The organism is Variovorax sp. 10L421 (assembly GCF_056395365.1).
In genome coordinates, this window is sequence record NZ_JBFTJJ010000029.1 from 1 (window position 1) to 17,603 (window position 17,603).

Consider the following 17,603-nt stretch of genomic DNA (forward strand, 5'->3'; position numbering starts at 1 on the left):
TGCCCCCACCCCGGCCCTCCCCCAGCGGGGGAGGGAGAAATGCAGGGAACACCGCGGAGCCGGCTTTGCCGGGCCGCTGGTGTTGCCCCCGGTGAGGGGGGTGGCGAAGCGACACGAAGTGCGCGAAGCCTGGGGGAGAGCTGACTTCACACGGCCTCCTTCGGCGACAGGCGCTTCACAAGCCCGATCAGCCCCTTGGGCAGCAGCGCCACGAACACGATGATCGTCAGGCCCAGCGTCAGCTGCCAGTGGTCTGCCATCGGGCCCATCACCGCATGCGTCGAGAAGATCTCCTTCAGCAGCGTGAACGCGATGGCGCCGATCACCGCGCCGCGCAGGTGGCCGAGGCCGCCGAGGATCACCATCAGCAGCACCTCGCCCGAGTTGTGCCATGCCATCAGTTCCGGGTTGACCACGCCATCGCGCGAGGCCAGCAGGAAGCCGGCAAGCCCGGCCAATGCACCCGCCAGCACGAAGGCCGCGAGCTTGTAGGCATACACCGAGAAGCCCGCGGCGCGCATGCGCTGCTCGTTCACGCGGATGCCCGCCAGCGCCGCACCGAAGCGCGAGCGGCGGATGAGCGCCAGCAGCCCGTAGGTGAACACCAGCGAGGCCAGCACCACGTAGAACAGCACCGTGCGGTTCTCCATGTCGAGCGCGCCGAGGGCGGGCCGCACGTACATGTAGATGCCGTCGCTGCCGCCGCCGACCTTGGTGTCGTGGAACACGAAGAAGGCCATCTGCGCGAAGGCCAGCGTCACCATGATGAAGTACACGCCGCGCGTGCGCAGGCTCAATGCACCGACGAACAGCGCATACAGCGCCGCCGCACCCATGGCCAGCGGCAGCAGCAGCGCGAAGTTGCCGCCTTCGCTGCCTGAAGCGAGCACCGTGACGTATGCGCCGATGCCGTAGAAGGCCGCATGGCCCAGGCTCACGAGCCCGGTCATGCCGACCAGCAGTTCGAGGCTCAGCGCGAAGATCGACAGGATCATGATCTTCACGACGAAGTCGGAAACGTAGTTGCCCATGAACGGGCCCGCCACGCCGATGAGCACGGCGCACAGCACCGGCACGAGGAATGCGGTCTTCTTCATGGCCGCCTCCCCATCAGCCCTTCGGGCTTCCATATCAGCACGATGGCCATCAGCAGGTAGATGCCGATGCCGCTCAGGTCCGCGAAGAACACCTTGCCGAAGGTATCGACGAAGCCCACCAGCAGCGAGGCCACCAGCGCGCCCGTGATCGAGCCGATGCCGCCGATCACCACCAGCACGAAGCAGATGATGAGCACGCTCGCACCCATGTTCGGGTACACCGAGGACATCGGCGCCGCGATCATGCCGGCCAGCGCCGCCAGCGCCACGCCCGCCGCGAACACGATGCGGTAGAGCCGCTTCACGTCGATGCCCAGGCCGCGCACCATGTCGCGGTTGCTCGCACCAGCGCGGATCATCATGCCCAGCCGCGTGCGGTTGACCACCCAGTACAGCGCCACGGCCAGCACGATGCAGGCGGCCGAGGCGAAGAGGCGATACCACGGATAGCTCATGACGTTGCCCAGCGCGAAGCTGCCGTCGAGCCATGCCGGCACCTTCACGCCGTGCACGTCGTTGCCCACGAGGATGGAGCGCAGCTCCTCGAACACCAGGATGAGCCCGTAGGTCATCAGCACCTGCTGCAGGTGGTCGCGCTGGTAGAGGTAGCTGAAGAAGGCCCATTCGAGCAGGTAGCCGAAGACGGCCGCCAGCACCACGCCGGCCACCAGCATCAGCAGGAACTGGTCGCCGAACAGCGGCGCAAGCGCGAACGCCATGTACGCGCCGATCATGTAGAAGCTGCCGTGCGCAAGGTTGATGACGCCCATGATCCCGAAGATCAGCGTCAGCCCCGAGGCCACCAGGAAGAGTAGGAGCCCGTACTGAACCGAGTTCAGGCACTGGACCAAGAAGGTTCCGAAATCCACGTTAGGTCATCCCTGTGAGACCGAAAGAGAGCGTGGCGCGATAGCGCCCGCGATGTTCGGGAGACACCGCGGAACCGGCTTTGCCGGGCCGCAGGTGTCGCCCCCGGAGAGGGGGAAGGCGAAGCGACACGAAGTGTGCGCAGCCTGGGGGAGTGCCTTGTCTACATCCGGCAACCGCGAGCGGGGTCGGCGAGACCCTTGATCGCGGTGCTCACCAGCTTGTTTTCCTTGCCTTCTACCTTGCGCAGGTAGATGTCCTGCACCGGGTTGTGCGACTTGCTCACCGTGAAGGTGCCGCGCGGGCTGTCGATCTTCGCCTTCTCGATGGCGGCCGTGAACTCGGCCTTCTTCGAGATGTCGCCCTTGGTGGCGGCAAGGCCCACGCCCAGCATCTGCGCCGCGTCGTAGCCCTGCACCGCATACACGTCGGGCTGCAGCTTGAAGGCCTTGGCATAGCCGACGCGGAAGGTGTTGTCGCGCGCGGTGTTCAGGCCGTCGGCATAGTGCAGCGTGGTGAGCATGCCCTGCGCAGATTCACCCTGCGCGTCGAGCGTGCCGTCGGTGAGGAAGCCGGGGCCGTACAGCGGAATGGTCTTGTTCAGGCCGGCGGCCTGGTAGTCCTTCACGAACTTCACCGCGCCGCCGCCGGCGAAGAAGGCGTACACCGCATCGGGCTTGGCCGCCGCGATCTCGGTCAGCAGCGCCTGGAATTCCACGTTGGGGAAGGGCAGCGTGAGCTGCTTGTCGACCTTGCCGCCGTTCTTCTCGAAGCCTTCCTTGAAGCCTGCAACCGACTCGTCGCCGGCCGCGTACTTCCAGGTGATGGTCATCGCCTTCTTCTTGCCCTGCTGCTTGGCCGCCACCTCGCCCATCGCGTAGGCCGGCTGCCAGTTGCTGAACGAGCTGCGGAAGATGTTGGGCGCGCACATCGGGCCGGTCACCGCGTCGGCACCGGCATTGGGCACGATCAGCACGGTGCCGCTTTCCTTCGCGGCCTTGGCCATGGCCATGGCGACGCCCGAGTGCACGGTGCCCACGATCACGTCGACGTTGTCGCGCTTGATGAGCTTGTTGACGTTGTCGGTGGCCTTGGCAGGGTCGGACTCGTCGTCGACCTTGAAGTATTCGATCTCGCGGCCGGCGAGCTTGCCGCCGTGCTCGTCCACGTAGAGCTTGAAGCCGTTCTCGATGGCCACGCCCAGGGCGGTGTAGGTGCCGCTGTAGGGCAGCATCAGACCGACCTTGAGCTTGCCTTGCTGGGCGTGGCCCAGCGTGGCGATGCAGGCCAGGGCGAGGGCCGTCAGGGTGGTGCGGGCGATGCGGGTGCTCATGTGATCTCCTGGCGTGGTATTGAAATGAAAGGGGAACGGCTTGAAGACGGGGGCGACGGGTTGGGGCGCGTGTCTTCACGACGCGCCGCCGCTGGCGCAGATACTTTAAGGGTAAATCATTTATCTCTCAAACACGAGTTTTCCCTGACCGGGGATTCCGGTCGCCCATGAATGAAACGGTCGCCACTATCGCTTTTTCGGGCTGGTCGCGATGCGGGGAATGCCCGCAGTCAGGCAGCTCCAGCAGCTCGGTGCCCGGCACGCGCCTGGCGATGCCGCGAATCTGCGCGAGTGTGCCGTACTCGTCGTCGATACCCTGCATAGCAAGAATCGGGCAACGGATGCCATCGAGCTCGGCTTCGATGTTCCATTGCCTGAAAGGCGGATGGAGCCAGACGCGGTTCCAGCCCCAGAAGGCCGAATCGACGTCGTCGTGATAGCGGCCCAGCTTCTTCGGCAGGTCGGTCTCCAGGTAGGCCAGCCGGGCCTGCTCGATGTTGGCCAGCGTCACGTCCTCGACGAAGATGTGCGGCGCCAGCACCACCAGGCCGGCCACGTGCTCGGGAAAGCGCGCCGCATACAGCAGCGAGATCGAGGCGCCGTCGCTGTGGCCGAAGAGCCAGGGTTTCTCGTCGCCGAGCTCGAGCGCGGCGAAGAGGGCGGGCAGCACTTCATGTGCCTGGCGGTGCATGAAGTCGACGTCCCAGGTCTCGTCGCCGGCGCGCGGGGTGGAGCGGCCGTAGCCCGGGCGCGAGAAGACAAGGCCGCGGGCGCCGGCGGCTTCGCACAGCCGCGTCGGGAAATCCTTCCACATGGCGACGGAACCGAGGCCTTCGTGGAGGAAGACGATCAATGGCGCATCGGTGCGCTCCGGGGCGATCCATTGGCACTCGATGCGGACCGGGCGGCCGCGCCAGGTGATGTTGGCGAACGCCGTGCTCATCATGTTGCCTCCGGCTGTTGCTCCTTCCCCCTTTGGGGGAAGGTTGGGATGGGGGCAAGCGGCGCCTGCAAGGGCTGCGCGTGCATGAAGGCCGGTGCCCCCACCCCGGCCCTCCCCCAGCGGGGGAGGGGGAAAGAGGAAGACGGGGTGCGTATCACGCCTGCTTTTCCCTCTCGCGCAACCTGAACCGCTGGATCTTCCCCGTCGCCGTCTTCGGCAGCTCGCTCACGAACTCCAGGAACCGCGGGTACTTGTACGGCGCGAGGCGTTCCTTGACGAAGGCCTTCAGCTCTTCCTCGGTCACCGCGGCGCCATCCTTCAGAACGACGAAGGCCTTGGTCTTCGTCAGCCCTTCGGCGTCCTCCTTGCCGATCACCGCGGCTTCCAGCACCGCCGGGTGCTGCATCAGCGTGGCCTCGACCTCGAAGGGCGACACGTAGATGCCGCTGACCTTCAGCATGTCGTCGCTGCGCCCGGCGTAGGTGTAGTAGCCGTCGGCATCGCGCGTGTACTTGTCGCCGCTCTTGGTCCAGCCGCCCTGGAAGGTCTCGCGCGACTTCTCGCGGTTGTTCCAGTACATCAGCGCCGAACTGGGGCCGCGGATGTAGAGGTCGCCCACCTCGCCGTCGGGCACGGTGCGGCCGTCCTCGCCGCGCAGCTCGACCTCGTAGCCCTCCACCGGCCGGCCGGTGGTGCCGTAGCGCACGTCGCCGGGGCGGTTGGAGATGAAGATGTGCAGCATCTCGGTCGAGCCGATGCCGTCGATGATCTCGCAGCCGAAGTGCGCCTTGAAGCGCTGCGCGAGTTCGCCGGGCAGCGCCTCGCCGGCCGAGGAGCACATGCGCAGCGCCACGGCTTCGCGCGCCGGCAGCTTCGGCGAGGCGAGCATGCCGGCAAAGCCGGTGGGCGCGCCGAAGAACACGGTGGGCTTGTGCTCCACCCAGCGGCGGAAGGTGGCGTCGGGCGTGGGCCGTTCGGCCATCAGCACCACGGTGGCACCGACCGACAGCGGAAAGGTCAGCGCGTTGCCCAGCCCGTATGCGAAGTACATCTTGGCGGCCGAGAAGCACACGTCGTTCTCGGTGAGGCCGAGCACGGGCTTGCCGTAAAGCTCGGCCGTCCACCACAGGTTGGCATGCGTGTGGACCGTGCCCTTGGGCTTGCCGGTGGAGCCGGAGGAGTAGAGCCAGAAGCCGGGGTCGTCGGAAGCGGTCTGCGCCGGCGATGCCAGGGGCGGGGCGGCGGCGAGCGCGGCTTCGAATTCCTGTGCGCCCTCGGGCAGCGTACCCGTGGGCTGCGACACGATCAGCGCCTGCACTTCATGGTCGCCGCGCGCCATCGCCTGCTGCAGCGTCGGCAGCAGTGCGCCGGACACCAGCACGGCCTGCGCGCGGCTGTGATCGAGCATGTAGGCGTAGTCGTCGGGCGTGAGCAGCGTGTTGACGGCCACGGGCACCACGCCGGCATAGAGGCAGCCGAGAAAGCTCACCGGCCAGTCGTTGCCGTCGAGCATCAGCAGCAGCACGCGCTCTTCGCGGCGGATGCCTGCCGCCTTCAACGCGGCGGCGAGGCGGCGCGCGCGGTCTTCGAGCTGGCCGTAGCTCAGCGTGCCGCGGTCGTCGATGTAGGCGGTGCGATCGGCGCGGCCGCGGTTGAGGGCGAACAGGTGCTCGGCGAAGTTGAATCGTGTGGGCAGGGTCATGGTCTTGTCTCCTTCGGCCGTGTCTCTCGTTCTAGAGGCCGAGTGCGGCGAGCACGCCGGGGCTTGCCTGCACCGCGCTTCGGCGGTGATAGAAATCGAGCGCGCGCAGGCCGCCCAGTTCGGCGCCGCCGCCCGCGCGGCCGGGACCGCCGTGCATCGACATCGGCATCACGTTGCCGTGGCCGGTGTGGGCCTGCGCCACCTCGGGGGTGATGACGTGCACACGGCCGTGGCTCGGTGCGACCGACAGCGCAGCCTGCGCGAGCGCGGCGTCGTCGCTGCCATACAGGGAGGTCACGAGCGAGCCCTGGCCGCGGTGCGCAAGTGCGATGCCGTGCGCGAGATCGCGGTACGGCAGCAGCGTGGCCACCGGCCCGAACACTTCCACATCGTGCACGCGCTGCGCCGCATCGGCGTCGCGCGTGCCCAGCAGCACGGGTCCGATGCAGGCGGCGACCTTCGGGTCGGCATCGATGAGCGGCTTGTTGCGGCTGTCGTGCAGCACGGTGGTCTGCGTGGCCAGCGCGTCGAGGCCGTCGCGCACCACATTCAGCTGTGCGCGGCTCACGAGCGAGCCCATGCGCACGCTCTCGCTGCGCGGATTGCCCACCGTGATGCCCGCGAGTTTGGCGCCGATGGCTTCGGCCGCGGCGTCGTACACCTCGGCCGGCACCAGGATGCGGCGGATGGCGGTGCACTTCTGGCCCGACTTCACCGTCATCTCGCGCACCACTTCGCGCACGAGCAGGTTGAAGGCCTCGCTGGCAGGCGCTGCGCCGGGCAGCAGCAGGGCGCTGTTGAGGCTGTCGGCCTCGATGTTCACGCGCACCGAGCGTTCGGCCACCGCGGGGTGCGAGCGGATCACCGCGGCCGTCTCGGCCGAGCCGGTGAACGAGGCCACGTCGAAAGGTTGCAGCGCATCCATCAATCCGGCCGAGCTGCCGCAGACGATGGACAGCGCGCCTGCGGGCAGCACGCCCGCGTCGACCACGTCCTTCACCATGCGCTGCGTGAGCCACGCGGTGGCCGTGGCGGGCTTCACGATCACGGGCACGCCCGACAGCAGTGCGGGCGCGGCCTTTTCCCACAAGCCCCACGAAGGAAAGTTGAAGGCGTTGATGAACAGCGCCACGCCATGCGTCGGCACCTGCAGGTGCTGCGACTGGAACACCGGCTCCTTGCCGAGCTTGACCGCGTCGCCGTCGCGCAGCGCACGCACGTCGCCGAGCGTGTCGCCCCACTTGGCGTACTGGCCGAGCGTGAAGATCGCGCCGTCGATGTCGACGGCCGAGTCGTTCTTCACGGTGCCGGAGTTGGCGGTGGCGATGTCGTAATAGGCGTCGCGGTTGGCCTGCAGCATTTTCACGATGGCTGCGAGCAGCCCGGCGCGCTGGCGGTAGGTGAGGGCGCGCAACGCATTGCCGCCCTGTTCGCGGGCGAAGGCAAAAGCTTCGGGCAGGTCGAGGCCGGTGGCGTCGACGCGTGCGAGCTCGGTGCCCAGGACCGGGTCGAACAGGGGCGTGCCGGCGCCCGATCCGCTTTGCCAGCGGCCGGCGACGTAGTTGGGAAGGAGTTCGGTCATGGGGTGAACTTGATCTGCCCTTCGGGCAGCAGATAGAGAACGAGCGCGCGGCCTTGCGCCACGGTCGGGCGGTGCGCGGTGCCGGGCCCGTAGACGCACCAGCCTGCCGGGCGCCCGTCGAAGGTGGCGTCGGCGCTGCCCTCCAGCGGCATGATCAGGTCGATCTCGCCGTTGGGGTGCGTGTGGTGCGGGCCGGCGATGTCCTGCATGTCGACCACGTCGACCGAGAAGCGGTGCAGCGCGTCCTCGGCCTTGAAGACGCGGCCGTACCGGATGCCGCCGCCCTCGCGCTCGCACAGCCAGCCTTCGGCGACGCCGCCGATGCAGGCCTGGCGCAGCTGCTCGAAGCGGGCGCTGCCTGCGCCGTGGGTGGCGTTGAGCCACTGGTCGAGCGCGCTGTCGAGCGGCCTGCCGGCGATCTCGGCGGTCAAGCCTGCAATCAGCTGGTGAAATGCTTCCTTGCCTGTGGCGGCGGTGCTTCGGTCGGACATCGTGGGGCCTCGAACTTTTGAACTACCTTGCAGAATCTCTGCGCGTGCAGTATCTTGCGTGTGGCCGAACGATAAGCATCGAGACAATGAGTGTCAAGCAATATAGTGCATCTATGGTGTTTACCCTGAGCGCGCACAATTCCGGTGAAGAACGAGGAATTGCATGAACGAGCATGTAGACGCGGTGCTGGCCACCGCGCCGGAAAGTGGCGACCCCGGCAACGGCCTTGCGCCTGCAGGAGAGGCGAAGAACCCGCTGCTGGCGGCATTGGGCGATCGGGTGCGCAACCTGCGCGCGCAGCGCGGCCTCACGCGCAAGGCCGTGGCCGTTGCAGCGGAGGTGTCGGAGCGCCACCTCGCCAATCTCGAATACGGCATCGGCAACGCGTCGATCCTCGTGCTGCAGCAGGTGGCCGGCGCGCTGCACTGCTCGCTGGCCGAGCTGGTGGGCGACGTGACGACCAGCTCACCCGAGTGGCTGCTGATCCGCGAGCTGCTCGAACACCGCAGCGAAGCCGACCTGCGCCGCGTGCGCGTGGCGCTCGGCGAACTGCTGGGCACGGCCTCGGTCGATCCGGCGCGGCATCGGCGCATCGCGCTCGTGGGGTTGCGCGGCGCGGGCAAGTCGACGCTGGGGCAGATGCTGGCGGAAGACCTGGAGATCCCGTTCATCGAGCTGAGCCGCGAGATCGAGAAGCTCGCGGGCTGCAGCGTGCGCGAGATCCACGACCTGTACGGCACCAACGCCTACCGTCGCTACGAGCGCCGCGCGCTGGAAGAGGCGGTGCAGATCTACAGCGAGGTGGTGATCGCCACGCCGGGCGGCATCGTCTCCGACCCGGCCACCTTCAACGAGCTGCTCGCGCACTGCACCACCGTGTGGCTGCAGGCCGCGCCCGAGGAGCACATGGGCCGCGTGGCCGCACAGGGCGACACCCGCCCGATGGCCGCCAGCAAGGAAGCGATGGAAGACCTGCGCCGCATCCTGAACGGCCGCGCCGCCTTCTATTCGAAGGCTGACCTGTCGGTGGACACCAGCGGCAGGACCTTGTCGCAGAGCTTCCAGGCGCTCCGTGCGGCGACCCGCCAGTCGATGGGTCTGGGCGCCTGAGTGTTCAGGGCGCGCTCAGGCCGACGGGGTACCTTGCTCCGCGAATGTCCTCCGGCCTGCGGCCTCCCCCTTTATTTCGCTGCGCAAGGCACCCCGCCGGCGTGAGCGTTCAGAGCACTGGTTGATTGGCTGCAAACCAGCAGCGTGCCCTGTGCGCAGGGCATCGGGTGCTCCCCGCAGCGAAATAAAGGGGGAGCCCGAAGGGCGGAGGACATTCGCGGAGGGGAGTACCCGGTGGCCTGCGCACTTCCCCGAATCCCCAGCCCAGCCCTAAATCTGAAAAAAAGTGCAGCAGGCATTGACTTGCCTACATGCATGCAGCATGATGCATGTCATCGGAGCAGTAAAGTGCACTATCTTTCCTGTTCACGGTTTCCGAACACTGCCCCACAGGAGACTTCCGCATGACCGACACCACCACGCTCCAGGCGCCCCCGCGCGTCGACTACCGCACCGAACCCGGCCAGTACCGCCACTGGTCGCTGAGCTTCGACGGCGCCATCGCGCGCCTCGTGCTCGACATCGCGGAAGACGGCGGCATTCGCCCCGGCTACAAGCTCAAGCTCAACAGCTACGACCTGGGCGTGGACATCGAGCTGAACGACGCGCTCAACCGCGTGCGCTTCGAGCACCCCGAAGTGCGCAGCGTGATCGTCACCAGCGGCAAGGACCGCATCTTCTGTTCGGGCGCCAACATCTTCATGCTCGGCGTTTCGGGCCACGCCTGGAAGGTCAACTTCTGCAAGTTCACCAACGAAACCCGCAACGGCATCGAAGACACCTCGAAGCACTCGGGCCTGAAGTTCCTCGCGGCCGTGAACGGCGCCTGCGCCGGCGGCGGCTACGAGCTGGCGCTGGCCTGCGACGAGATCCTGCTGGTGGATGACCGCTCGTCCGCCGTCTCTCTGCCCGAAGTGCCGCTGCTCGGCGTGCTGCCCGGCACCGGCGGCCTGACCCGCGTGACCGACAAGCGCCACGTGCGCCATGACCTCGCCGACATCTTCTGCACCAGCGTCGAAGGCGTGCGCGGCCAGCGCGCGGTCGACTGGCGCCTGGTCGACACGGTGGCCAAGCCCGCGCAGTTCGCCGCCGCCGTGCAGGAGCGCGCCTCGCAACTCGCGGCCGGCAGCGATCGTCCCGCCAACGCCAAGGGCGTGGCGCTGACCCGCCTGGAACGCACCGACAGCGCCGACGGCATCGCGTATTCGAACGTCAACGTGCAGATTGACCGCAGCAAGCGCACCGCGACCATCACCATCAAGGCGCCCACCGGTGCGCAGCCGGCCGACATCGCCGCCATCGAAGCCGCGGGTGCCGCCTGGTGGCCGCTCGCGATGTGCCGCGAACTCGACGACGCCATCCTCAACCTGCGCACCAACGAGCTCGACATCGGCACCTGGCTGCTCAAGACCGAGGGCGACGCCGCCGCAGTGCTCGCGTCCGATACGGTGATGCTCGCCCACAAGGACCACTGGCTGGTGCGCGAAACCATCGGCGCGCTGCGCCGCACGCTGGCGCGCCTGGACGTGTCCTCGCGCAGCCTGTTCGCGCTGGTGGAAGCTGGTTCGTGCTTCGCCGGCATGCTGGCCGAGCTGGCCTTTGCGGCCGACCGCACCTACATGCTCGCGCTGCCCGACGACGCCGAGCGCGCACCGAAGCTCACGCTGAACGAATTCAACTTCGGCTTCTTCCCGATGGTCAACGACCAGAGCCGCCTGCAGCGCCGCTTCTATGAAGAGGCCGCGCCGCTCGAAGCCGCACGCACCGCCGCCGGCAAGCCGCTCGACGCCGACGAGGCGCTGAAGCTCGGCCTCGTGACCGCCGCACCGGACGACATCGACTGGGACGACGAGATCCGCATCGCCATCGAGGAGCGCGCCGCCATGTCGCCCGATGCGCTCACCGGCCTCGAAGCCAACCTGCGCTTCGCAAGCAAGGAGAACATGGCCACCCGCATCTTCGGCCGGCTCACCGCCTGGCAGAACTGGATCTTCAACCGTCCCAACGCCGTTGGCGAAAAGGGCGCGCTGAAGGTCTACGGCACCGGCCAGAAAGCCGGCTTCGACATGAACCGCGTCTGACAGAACAGCAGTCCGTACAACCCAAGGAACAACGATGAGCACGATCAACTACAGCGAGAAGATCCCCAACAACGTCAACCTCGGTGAAGACCGCACGCTGCAGCGCGCGCTCGAGGGCTGGCAGCCCAACTTCATCAACTGGTGGGACGACGTGGGCCCCGAGGGCTCGACCAACCACGAGGTGTACCTGCGCACGGCCGTGAGCGTCGATCCGCAGGGCTGGGCCCAGTTCGGCCACGTGAAGATGCGCGACTACCGCTGGGGCATCTTCCTGAACCCGGGCGACGCCAACCGCGAGATCCATTTCGGCGACCACAAGGGTGAAAAAGCCTGGCAGGACGTGCCCGGCGAGCACCGCGCCAACCTGCGCCGCATCATCGTGACGCAGGGCGACACCGAGCCCGCGTCGGTCGAGCAGCAGCGCCACCTGGGCCTCACGGCACCGTCGATGTACGACCTGCGCAACCTGTTCCAGATCAACGTGGAAGAAGGCCGCCACCTGTGGGCCATGGTCTACCTGCTGCAGAAGCACTTCGGCCGTGACGGCCGCGAAGAAGCCGATGCGCTGCTGCAGCGCACCTCGGGCGATGCCAACAACCCGCGCATCCTGGGCGCCTTCAACGAGAAGACGCCCGACTGGCTCGCGTTCTTCATGTTCACCTACTTCACCGACCGCGACGGCAAGTTCCAGCTGGCCGCGCTGGCCGAGAGCGCGTTCGATCCGCTGGCGCGCACCACCAAGTTCATGCTGACCGAAGAGGCGCACCACATGTTCGTGGGCGAGAGCGGCGTGTCGCGCGTCATCGCGCGCACGGCACAGGTCATGAACGAGCTGAAGACTGACGACGTGCAGAAGATCCGCGCTGCCGGCTGCATCGACCTGGGCACCATCCAGCGCTACCTGAACTTCCACTACAGCGTGACCATCGACCTGTTCGGCGCCGACCAGTCGAGCAACGCCGCCATCTTCTACAGCTCCGGCCTGAAGGGCCGCTACGAAGAAGGCAAGCGCACGGACGACCACATCCTCAAGGGCCAGACCTACAAGGTGCTCGAGGTGAAGGACGGCCAGCTTGTCGAGAAGGACGTGCCGATGCTCAATGCGCTGAACGAAGTGCTGCGCGACGACTTCATCAAGGATTCGGTGGCCGGCGTCGGCCGCTGGAACAAGGTGCTGGAGAAGGCCGGCATCCCGACGCGCCTGACGGTGCCGCACAAGGCCTTCAACCGCCAGATCGGCGCGCTCGCCGGCATCAAGATGTCGCCCGAAGGCCGCGTGGTGAACGACATCGAATGGGCCGCCAAGCGCGACGAATGGCTGCCGAGTTCCGAAGATTTCGCTTTCGTGGCATCGTTGATGGGCCGCGTGGTCGAGCCAGGCAAGTTCGCCGGCTGGATCTCGCCGCCGGTGATGGGTATCAACCGCCAGCCGGTGGATTTCGAGTACGTGCGGTTCGGTTGATCTGGGATTTCGGTATTGCTCCTTCCCCCGCTGGGGGAAGGCTGGGATGGGGGCAMGCGGCGATAGCGCCCACGACAGAGGCCGCTTGCCCCCACCCAACCCTCCCCCAAAGGGGGAGGGCTTCAGGTTAGGAGAACAACATGGACATGGCCGTTGAAGCCGGGATCATCAAGCAGCACCTGATCGACCCCGAGATCTGCATCCGCTGCAACACCTGCGAGGCGACCTGCCCCGTCAACGCGATCACGCACGACGACAACAACTACGTCGTGCGCGCGGACGTCTGCAATGGCTGCATGGCCTGCATCTCGCCGTGCCCGACGGGTTCGATCGACAACTGGCGCACGATGCCGGTGGTGCGCGCGTACTCGATCGAGGAACAGCTCACCTGGGAGTCGCTGCCCGCCGAACTCTCGCCGGAAGAGCTCGAAGCCGCCGGCGTGTCCGCTGAAGTGGCCGGCGACCCCGCGGCCGCCTTGCCCGCCCAGACGCAAGCCCAGGCGGCCGCCGAATCGATCGAGCCGGCCTTCAATTCGGCGCAATACGGCGCCACCGTGCCGCCCTGGTCGGCCGCGCACGCGTACACCAATCTCTTCCCGCCGAAGACCCCGACGACTGCCACGGTGGTCGGCAACTTCAACTGCACCGAGGCCGGCTTCGACAGCGAGACGCACCACATCGTGCTCGACTTCGGCGTGGTGCCGTTCCCGGTGCTCGAGGGCCAGTCGATCGGCATCGTGCCGCCGGGCGTCGATGCCATCGGCAAGCGCCACCATGCACGCCAGTATTCGGTGGCCAGCCCGCGCAATGGCGAGCGGCCCGGCTACAACAACGTCTCGCTCACCGTGAAGCGCGTGACCGAAGACCACCAGGGCGACGCCGTGCGCGGCGTGTGCTCCAACTACGTGTGCGACCTGAAGGTGGGCGACACGGTGCAGGTGGTGGGGCCCTTCGGCTCGTCGTTCCTGATGCCGAATCACCCCAAGTCGCACATCGTGATGATCTGCACCGGCACCGGCAGCGCTCCGATGCGCGCCATGACCGAATGGCGCCGCCGCCTGCGCAAGAGCGGCAAGTTCGAGGGCGGCAAGCTGATGCTTTTCTTCGGCGCGCGCACGCAGCAGGAGCTGCCGTACTTCGGCCCGCTGCAGTCGCTGCCCAAGGACTTCATCGACATCAACCTCGCGTTCTCGCGCACGCCGGGGCAACCCAAGCGCTACGTGCAGGACCTGATGCGCGAGCGCGCCGCCGACCTGGCCGCGCTGCTGAAAGATGGCGCGAGCCACTTCTATGTGTGCGGCCTGAAGAGCATGGAAGAAGGCGTGGTGCTCGCACTGCGCGACGTGGCGAAGGAAGCGGGGCTCGATTGGGACACGGTCGGCGCTGCCTTGAAGCGCGAAGGCCGCCTGCACCTCGAAACCTACTAGGCCGCGGCGGATGAAGTTCGCCGACTTCCACGCGGGGCAGGTCATCGAGGCCGGGCCCTACGTGCTCACCGAAACGGAGCTCCTGCAGTTCGCACGGGCCTATGACCCGCAGTGGTTCCACACCGATGCAGAGGCGGCGGCCGGCAGCTCCTTCGGCGGGCTGATCGCCAGCGGCTGGCACACGTGCTCGATCGCGATGCGGCTGGCCGTCGACGCAGCGCTTGCCGGTTCTGAATCGTTCGCCTCGCCGGGGCTCGATCATGTGCGCTGGCCGAATCCCGTGCGGCCCGGCGATGTGCTGCGGCTGGTGGCCGACGTGACAGAGGTGCGCCGCTCCGAAAAGCGCCCGACGCTCGGCATCCTGCGCTGGCGCTGGCGGCTGTTCAACCAGCGCGAGCTGATGGTGCTCGACGTGGCGGTCACCAGCCTGTTCAAGCTCAAGCCGGCCAACTGAGGCGTTCGCCCGAAAAAAAGCCCGCAACGCGCGAGCGCTGCGGGCTTTTGTCCGGCCGGGGCCGGCGGGCCGATTACTTCTTGATGTCGACGGCGCCCGAGCCCTGCGCCTTGCCGCTCGCCTTCGCGCCAGCGCTCCCCGGCTTCACGGCATTGGTGGCCGAGCCCACGGCGCCGGTTGCGCCATTCAGCGTGCCGCCCACGGTGTTCGTTACGCCGCCTGCCGCATTCGTGGCACCGCTGACGGCGCCAGTGGCACCGCCCAGCACGCCACCGACGGCGTTGCCCACACCGCCTGTCGCGCTGCCGGCCGTGTCGGACGTGGCAGCGCCGGCATTCGTGTTCGCGCCTGCGGCCGCACCTGTGCGTGCCGCGGCACCGCCATGGGTGGAGCCAGCGCCTGCGGCGCCCGAGGTGTTCACGTCTGCATTGACCCCCACGCCGACCCCGACGCCTTGCGCCTGGGCTGCGCCGCCGATGGCCAGGAGGCCGGCGAGCACGGCGCCGAGGAAGATGCGGTTGTGTTGCTGTTGCTTCATGGGTGACTTTTCCTTTCGTAGCTGGTCACGATTTCAAGAACCGACCGGGGTTCGGTCGGCTCGGGTGCAACCATGGCCGGGCCGGCCTTTGTCGCCATGTGCGCCACAGCCGCCCACGCGTGTGGGAACTGGCTGTCGGCGAAACAGGAGGCTCGAACGTTGCCCCCGCGGTGCGAATCATGGCAGCAGATGCGTGCTGAAGAAGGCCGTTGTCTTCTGGTTAACTTCTGGTAACACGCTGGCGCGGTCGAAGCCCGCCGGGTCGTTGAGCAGGTCGCCGATCAGTCCCGTGAGGTCCGGCGGTAGCGGAGACAACAGCGAGCCGTGCCCGCCGGTCGGCATGTCCGCGATCAGCTCGCAGCGCGGCAGGCAGGCCGCAAGCACCCGGTCGCTGTGGAAGCGCGGGATCAGCCAGCGGTCCTGCGCGGCGGTGATCAGGCCAAGTGGTACGCGCGGCGCCGCGAGCGAGGCCATGTCGAAATCGGCCGAACCCGGCACGCCTGCAACGATGGCGGCGATGCGCGGATCGGTGTGCTTGCGCGGCGCGGCGTCGTCGCCGAAGCGGTGGCGGATGAGGAGCAATGCGGCCCATTTCTTGATGCCGTCGAGCGGTCCGCCGGTCAGCCGCGTGATGAGGCCGACGCAGGACTGGAAGTCGTTCACCAGGTCGACCTCGCAGTGCCGCGCGAACGCGGCCGGCGACCAGCGCCCGCCCGCGAGGCTCAGGGCCGTGTGGCCGCCCGCCGACATGCCGTACATGCCGACCCTGTCGAGCCGCAGCAGCGGCGCGAAGCGTGGGTCGCGCGCCACCGCGTCGATGGCGCGCGACACCTCGGCCGGGCGCATGGTCCAGCTGTCGGGACCGGGGTTGCTGTCGTCCTTGTAGTTGTCGGCCTTGTGCTCGGGCATGGCGACGACGAAGCCGGCCTCGACGAGGCCGCGCGCGATGTCCGCGTGCACCCAGGGCGCGCCGCCCGAGCCGTGCGAGACGATCACCAGCCGGCCATTGCCGGGTGCCGCCTTGCCCTGCGCGGCCACGTCGAGCGTGAAGCGGGCACGCCGGGTCGGCTGGGGCGCGTCGGTGGACGGATAGAACACCGTGACCGGGCCGTCGCCGGGCGCGGCGGGAAGTTCCGCCATGCCCATCGAGGCTCGCGCCCAGCCGCAGCAAAGCGCGAGGAGCAGGAAGAAGAGAGAGGAAAAAGAAAGACGTCGCATGGGGTGGTTCCTTGCCTTTGAAGGCCCGCACGATGCCGGGACGCCGCCGTCGAGTCTTGCCGAAAGCCGCAAGCGCGGCTTTCGGCAAGAGATTTCAGGATCCGGCCAGCTTCTGCCTGCGGAATTCGGTGGGCGTGAGGCCGGTGGCGGCCTTGAACGCGCGGTTGAACGGGCCGATGGACTGGAAGCCCGCGGTCAATGCGATGGTCAGCACCGGCAGCTCGCGCTTGGAAGAATCGGCCAGCGCCGCCATCGCCTCGGCCAGGCGGAGGCCGTTGACGAAGGCGTTGAAGTTGCGATGCCCCAGCCGCTGGTTGATGAGGCGGCGCAGGCGGTATTCCGGCACCGACAGCCGGGCGGCCAGGCCGGCGATGCTCAGGTTTTCGCTGCGGTAGGCATGTTCCACCGCCATGGCGTGCCGCAAGGACTCCGCGAGGCGGTCCTCGGCGGGGTCGGGGGCTTGTTCGGGCTCGGGTTCCGCAGGCGCGACGGGGACTGGTGCGACGGTCTCTTGCGCAGGAATCGCAACGGGCGCCCGTGAGGCCGGAAACAGCTCCGACCCCGCCAGTCGCACCATCCGCCATGCCACCACGGCCACGATCAGCAGCAGCATCGCCACATCGGCCGTCGCCGACAGGCTCGACAGCCGGCCCTGCGGCGAGGCCAGCCGCACGGCCAACATGCCGATGCTGTAGCCGGCGCCCGCCACCACGATGAACGCGCGCAGCCGGCGCCGTCCCTCCACCAGGTCTGCCCGCCACTGCGAAGCCGCCGCCATCGCGGCCAGCACCGCGAACACCAGCGGCACCGCGCGCTGCAGGCCCAGCGTCACCGGCGCGAGCACCGAGGCGCTGCCTGCCACGACCGCGCAATTGAGCGCGGCCAGCGCCGCCACCGCGAGCCACGCGGCGACGTGCATCGGCCGCAGCCGGAAGTTGTCGTCGAACAGCGCTTGCACGAACACCCAGAACAGCACGGCGTTGCCGACGGAGACCGCGACAAAGGGCGCCTGCCACCCGCGCGGCACGAGCGCTTCGAACAGCGGCGTGGAGCCGATGGCCTGCACGCACAGGCCGAGCGCGAGCAGCACGCCCGCGCGCGCGACCGGCAGGCGAGGGCGGTCGCGCCCGAGGACCAGCGCGAGCACCAGCAGCAAGGCCAGCAGCACGCCGCGCAGGGCAGCGTCGAGAAGGGTGGTCGGTGTGGGCGTCATGGCGGGGTCGATTCTCGTGCCTGTGCCGTGACAAGCGATGCGGCATGCCGAACTCCCGAAGACCCTTCGGCATGTCATGGAAAA

At 67.9% G+C, this 17,603-nt stretch carries 15 protein-coding genes; 5 read left to right on the plus strand and 10 right to left on the minus strand.

All coding sequences use genetic code 11. The features are described 5' to 3' along the window. Positions 1–146: 146 nt before the first annotated feature. The 7 genes from AC1DFC_RS25745 to AC1DFC_RS25775 form a co-directional block, all read right to left on the minus strand. Positions 147–1,097: a branched-chain amino acid ABC transporter permease gene (locus AC1DFC_RS25745; protein WP_413336191.1), complete on the minus strand. Its 951-nt coding sequence runs from the start codon at positions 1,095–1,097 to the stop codon at positions 147–149. After that, entirely contained in the window at positions 1,094–1,966 is an 873-nt protein-coding gene (locus AC1DFC_RS25750; protein WP_007832654.1) for a branched-chain amino acid ABC transporter permease, read from the minus strand. The genes AC1DFC_RS25745 and AC1DFC_RS25750 overlap by 4 nt, the downstream gene beginning before the upstream one ends. Before the next feature lie 161 nt (positions 1,967–2,127). After that, positions 2,128–3,297 (minus strand): ABC transporter substrate-binding protein, encoded by a 1,170-nt coding sequence (locus tag AC1DFC_RS25755; RefSeq protein ID WP_007832653.1) that lies wholly within the window; start codon positions 3,295–3,297, stop codon positions 2,128–2,130. 127 nt (positions 3,298–3,424) lie between these two features. Continuing rightward, entirely contained in the window at positions 3,425–4,240 is an 816-nt protein-coding gene (locus AC1DFC_RS25760) for an alpha/beta fold hydrolase (RefSeq protein ID WP_413336202.1), read from the minus strand. A gap of 154 nt (positions 4,241–4,394) precedes the next feature. Next, a complete protein-coding gene (locus AC1DFC_RS25765; RefSeq protein WP_478180237.1) occupies positions 4,395–5,942 on the minus strand; it encodes a benzoate-CoA ligase family protein in 1,548 nt (515 codons plus the stop codon). Between the two features lie 31 nt (positions 5,943–5,973). Beyond that, entirely contained in the window at positions 5,974–7,524 is a 1,551-nt protein-coding gene (locus tag AC1DFC_RS25770; RefSeq protein ID WP_478180238.1) for a 3,4-dehydroadipyl-CoA semialdehyde dehydrogenase, read from the minus strand. Further along, on the minus strand, positions 7,521–8,015 hold the full coding sequence (locus tag AC1DFC_RS25775) for a 4-hydroxylaminobenzoate lyase (protein WP_007832641.1): 495 nt from the start codon (positions 8,013–8,015) through the stop codon (positions 7,521–7,523). The genes AC1DFC_RS25770 and AC1DFC_RS25775 overlap by 4 nt, the downstream gene beginning before the upstream one ends. Positions 8,016–8,178: 163 nt before the next feature. On the opposite strand from AC1DFC_RS25775, the gene AC1DFC_RS25780 reads away from it, so the two are divergent. The 5 genes from AC1DFC_RS25780 (at position 8,179) to AC1DFC_RS25800 (ending at position 14,550) form a co-directional block, all read left to right on the plus strand. Continuing rightward, positions 8,179–9,126 carry a helix-turn-helix transcriptional regulator gene (locus tag AC1DFC_RS25780; protein ID WP_478180239.1) on the plus strand — a complete coding sequence of 316 codons (948 nt, stop codon included), beginning with the start codon at positions 8,179–8,181 and terminating at the stop codon, positions 9,124–9,126. A gap of 404 nt (positions 9,127–9,530) precedes the next feature. Next, positions 9,531–11,207 carry a 2,3-epoxybenzoyl-CoA dihydrolase gene (gene boxC, locus AC1DFC_RS25785; protein WP_478180240.1) on the plus strand — a complete coding sequence of 559 codons (1,677 nt, stop codon included), beginning with the start codon at positions 9,531–9,533 and terminating at the stop codon, positions 11,205–11,207. A 34-nt stretch (positions 11,208–11,241) separates the two neighbouring features. After that, positions 11,242–12,669 (plus strand): benzoyl-CoA 2,3-epoxidase subunit BoxB, encoded by a 1,428-nt coding sequence (gene boxB / locus AC1DFC_RS25790; RefSeq protein WP_007832636.1) that lies wholly within the window; start codon positions 11,242–11,244, stop codon positions 12,667–12,669. Between the two features lie 140 nt (positions 12,670–12,809). Beyond that, a complete protein-coding gene (gene boxA, locus AC1DFC_RS25795) occupies positions 12,810–14,096 on the plus strand; it encodes a benzoyl-CoA 2,3-epoxidase subunit BoxA (protein WP_007832634.1) in 1,287 nt (428 codons plus the stop codon). Positions 14,097–14,106: 10 nt separating this feature from the next. Then, a complete protein-coding gene (locus tag AC1DFC_RS25800; RefSeq protein WP_413336336.1) occupies positions 14,107–14,550 on the plus strand; it encodes a MaoC family dehydratase in 444 nt (147 codons plus the stop codon). Positions 14,551–14,623: 73 nt separating this feature from the next. On the opposite strand, the gene AC1DFC_RS25805 is transcribed toward AC1DFC_RS25800, so the two are convergent. The 3 genes from AC1DFC_RS25805 to AC1DFC_RS25815 all read right to left on the minus strand — a co-directional run bounded on the left by AC1DFC_RS25805 (position 14,624) and on the right by AC1DFC_RS25815 (position 17,519). Beyond that, a complete protein-coding gene (locus AC1DFC_RS25805; RefSeq protein ID WP_007832630.1) occupies positions 14,624–15,088 on the minus strand; it encodes a hypothetical protein in 465 nt (154 codons plus the stop codon). A 177-nt stretch (positions 15,089–15,265) separates the two neighbouring features. After that, on the minus strand, positions 15,266–16,306 hold the full coding sequence (locus AC1DFC_RS25810) for an alpha/beta hydrolase family protein (RefSeq protein WP_478180241.1): 1,041 nt from the start codon (positions 16,304–16,306) through the stop codon (positions 15,266–15,268). A 94-nt stretch (positions 16,307–16,400) separates the two neighbouring features. After that, positions 16,401–17,519 (minus strand): AraC family transcriptional regulator, encoded by a 1,119-nt coding sequence (locus AC1DFC_RS25815; RefSeq protein WP_478180242.1) that lies wholly within the window; start codon positions 17,517–17,519, stop codon positions 16,401–16,403. Positions 17,520–17,603: the final 84 nt, after the last annotated feature.

Bases quoted from the DNA above. Each gene is read 5' to 3' on its own strand.
- AC1DFC_RS25745 (WP_413336191.1), bottom strand. From the start codon at position 1,097: ATGAAGAAGACCGCATTCCTCGTGCCGGTGCTGTGCGCCGTGCTCATC.
- AC1DFC_RS25755 (WP_007832653.1), bottom strand. From the start codon at position 3,297: ATGAGCACCCGCATCGCCCGCACCACCCTGACGGCCCTCGCCCTGGCC.
- AC1DFC_RS25760 (WP_413336202.1), bottom strand. From the start codon at position 4,240: ATGAGCACGGCGTTCGCCAACATCACCTGGCGCGGCCGCCCGGTCCGC.
- AC1DFC_RS25765 (WP_478180237.1), bottom strand. From the start codon at position 5,942: ATGACCCTGCCCACACGATTCAACTTCGCCGAGCACCTGTTCGCCCTC.
- AC1DFC_RS25770 (WP_478180238.1), bottom strand. From the start codon at position 7,524: ATGACCGAACTCCTTCCCAACTACGTCGCCGGCCGCTGGCAAAGCGGA.
- AC1DFC_RS25775 (WP_007832641.1), bottom strand. From the start codon at position 8,015: ATGTCCGACCGAAGCACCGCCGCCACAGGCAAGGAAGCATTTCACCAG.
- AC1DFC_RS25780 (WP_478180239.1), top strand. From the start codon at position 8,179: ATGAACGAGCATGTAGACGCGGTGCTGGCCACCGCGCCGGAAAGTGGC.
- boxC (WP_478180240.1), top strand. From the start codon at position 9,531: ATGACCGACACCACCACGCTCCAGGCGCCCCCGCGCGTCGACTACCGC.
- boxB (WP_007832636.1), top strand. From the start codon at position 11,242: ATGAGCACGATCAACTACAGCGAGAAGATCCCCAACAACGTCAACCTC.
- boxA (WP_007832634.1), top strand. From the start codon at position 12,810: ATGGACATGGCCGTTGAAGCCGGGATCATCAAGCAGCACCTGATCGAC.
- AC1DFC_RS25800 (WP_413336336.1), top strand. From the start codon at position 14,107: ATGAAGTTCGCCGACTTCCACGCGGGGCAGGTCATCGAGGCCGGGCCC.
- AC1DFC_RS25805 (WP_007832630.1), bottom strand. From the start codon at position 15,088: ATGAAGCAACAGCAACACAACCGCATCTTCCTCGGCGCCGTGCTCGCC.
- AC1DFC_RS25810 (WP_478180241.1), bottom strand. From the start codon at position 16,306: ATGCGACGTCTTTCTTTTTCCTCTCTCTTCTTCCTGCTCCTCGCGCTT.
- AC1DFC_RS25815 (WP_478180242.1), bottom strand. From the start codon at position 17,519: ATGACGCCCACACCGACCACCCTTCTCGACGCTGCCCTGCGCGGCGTG.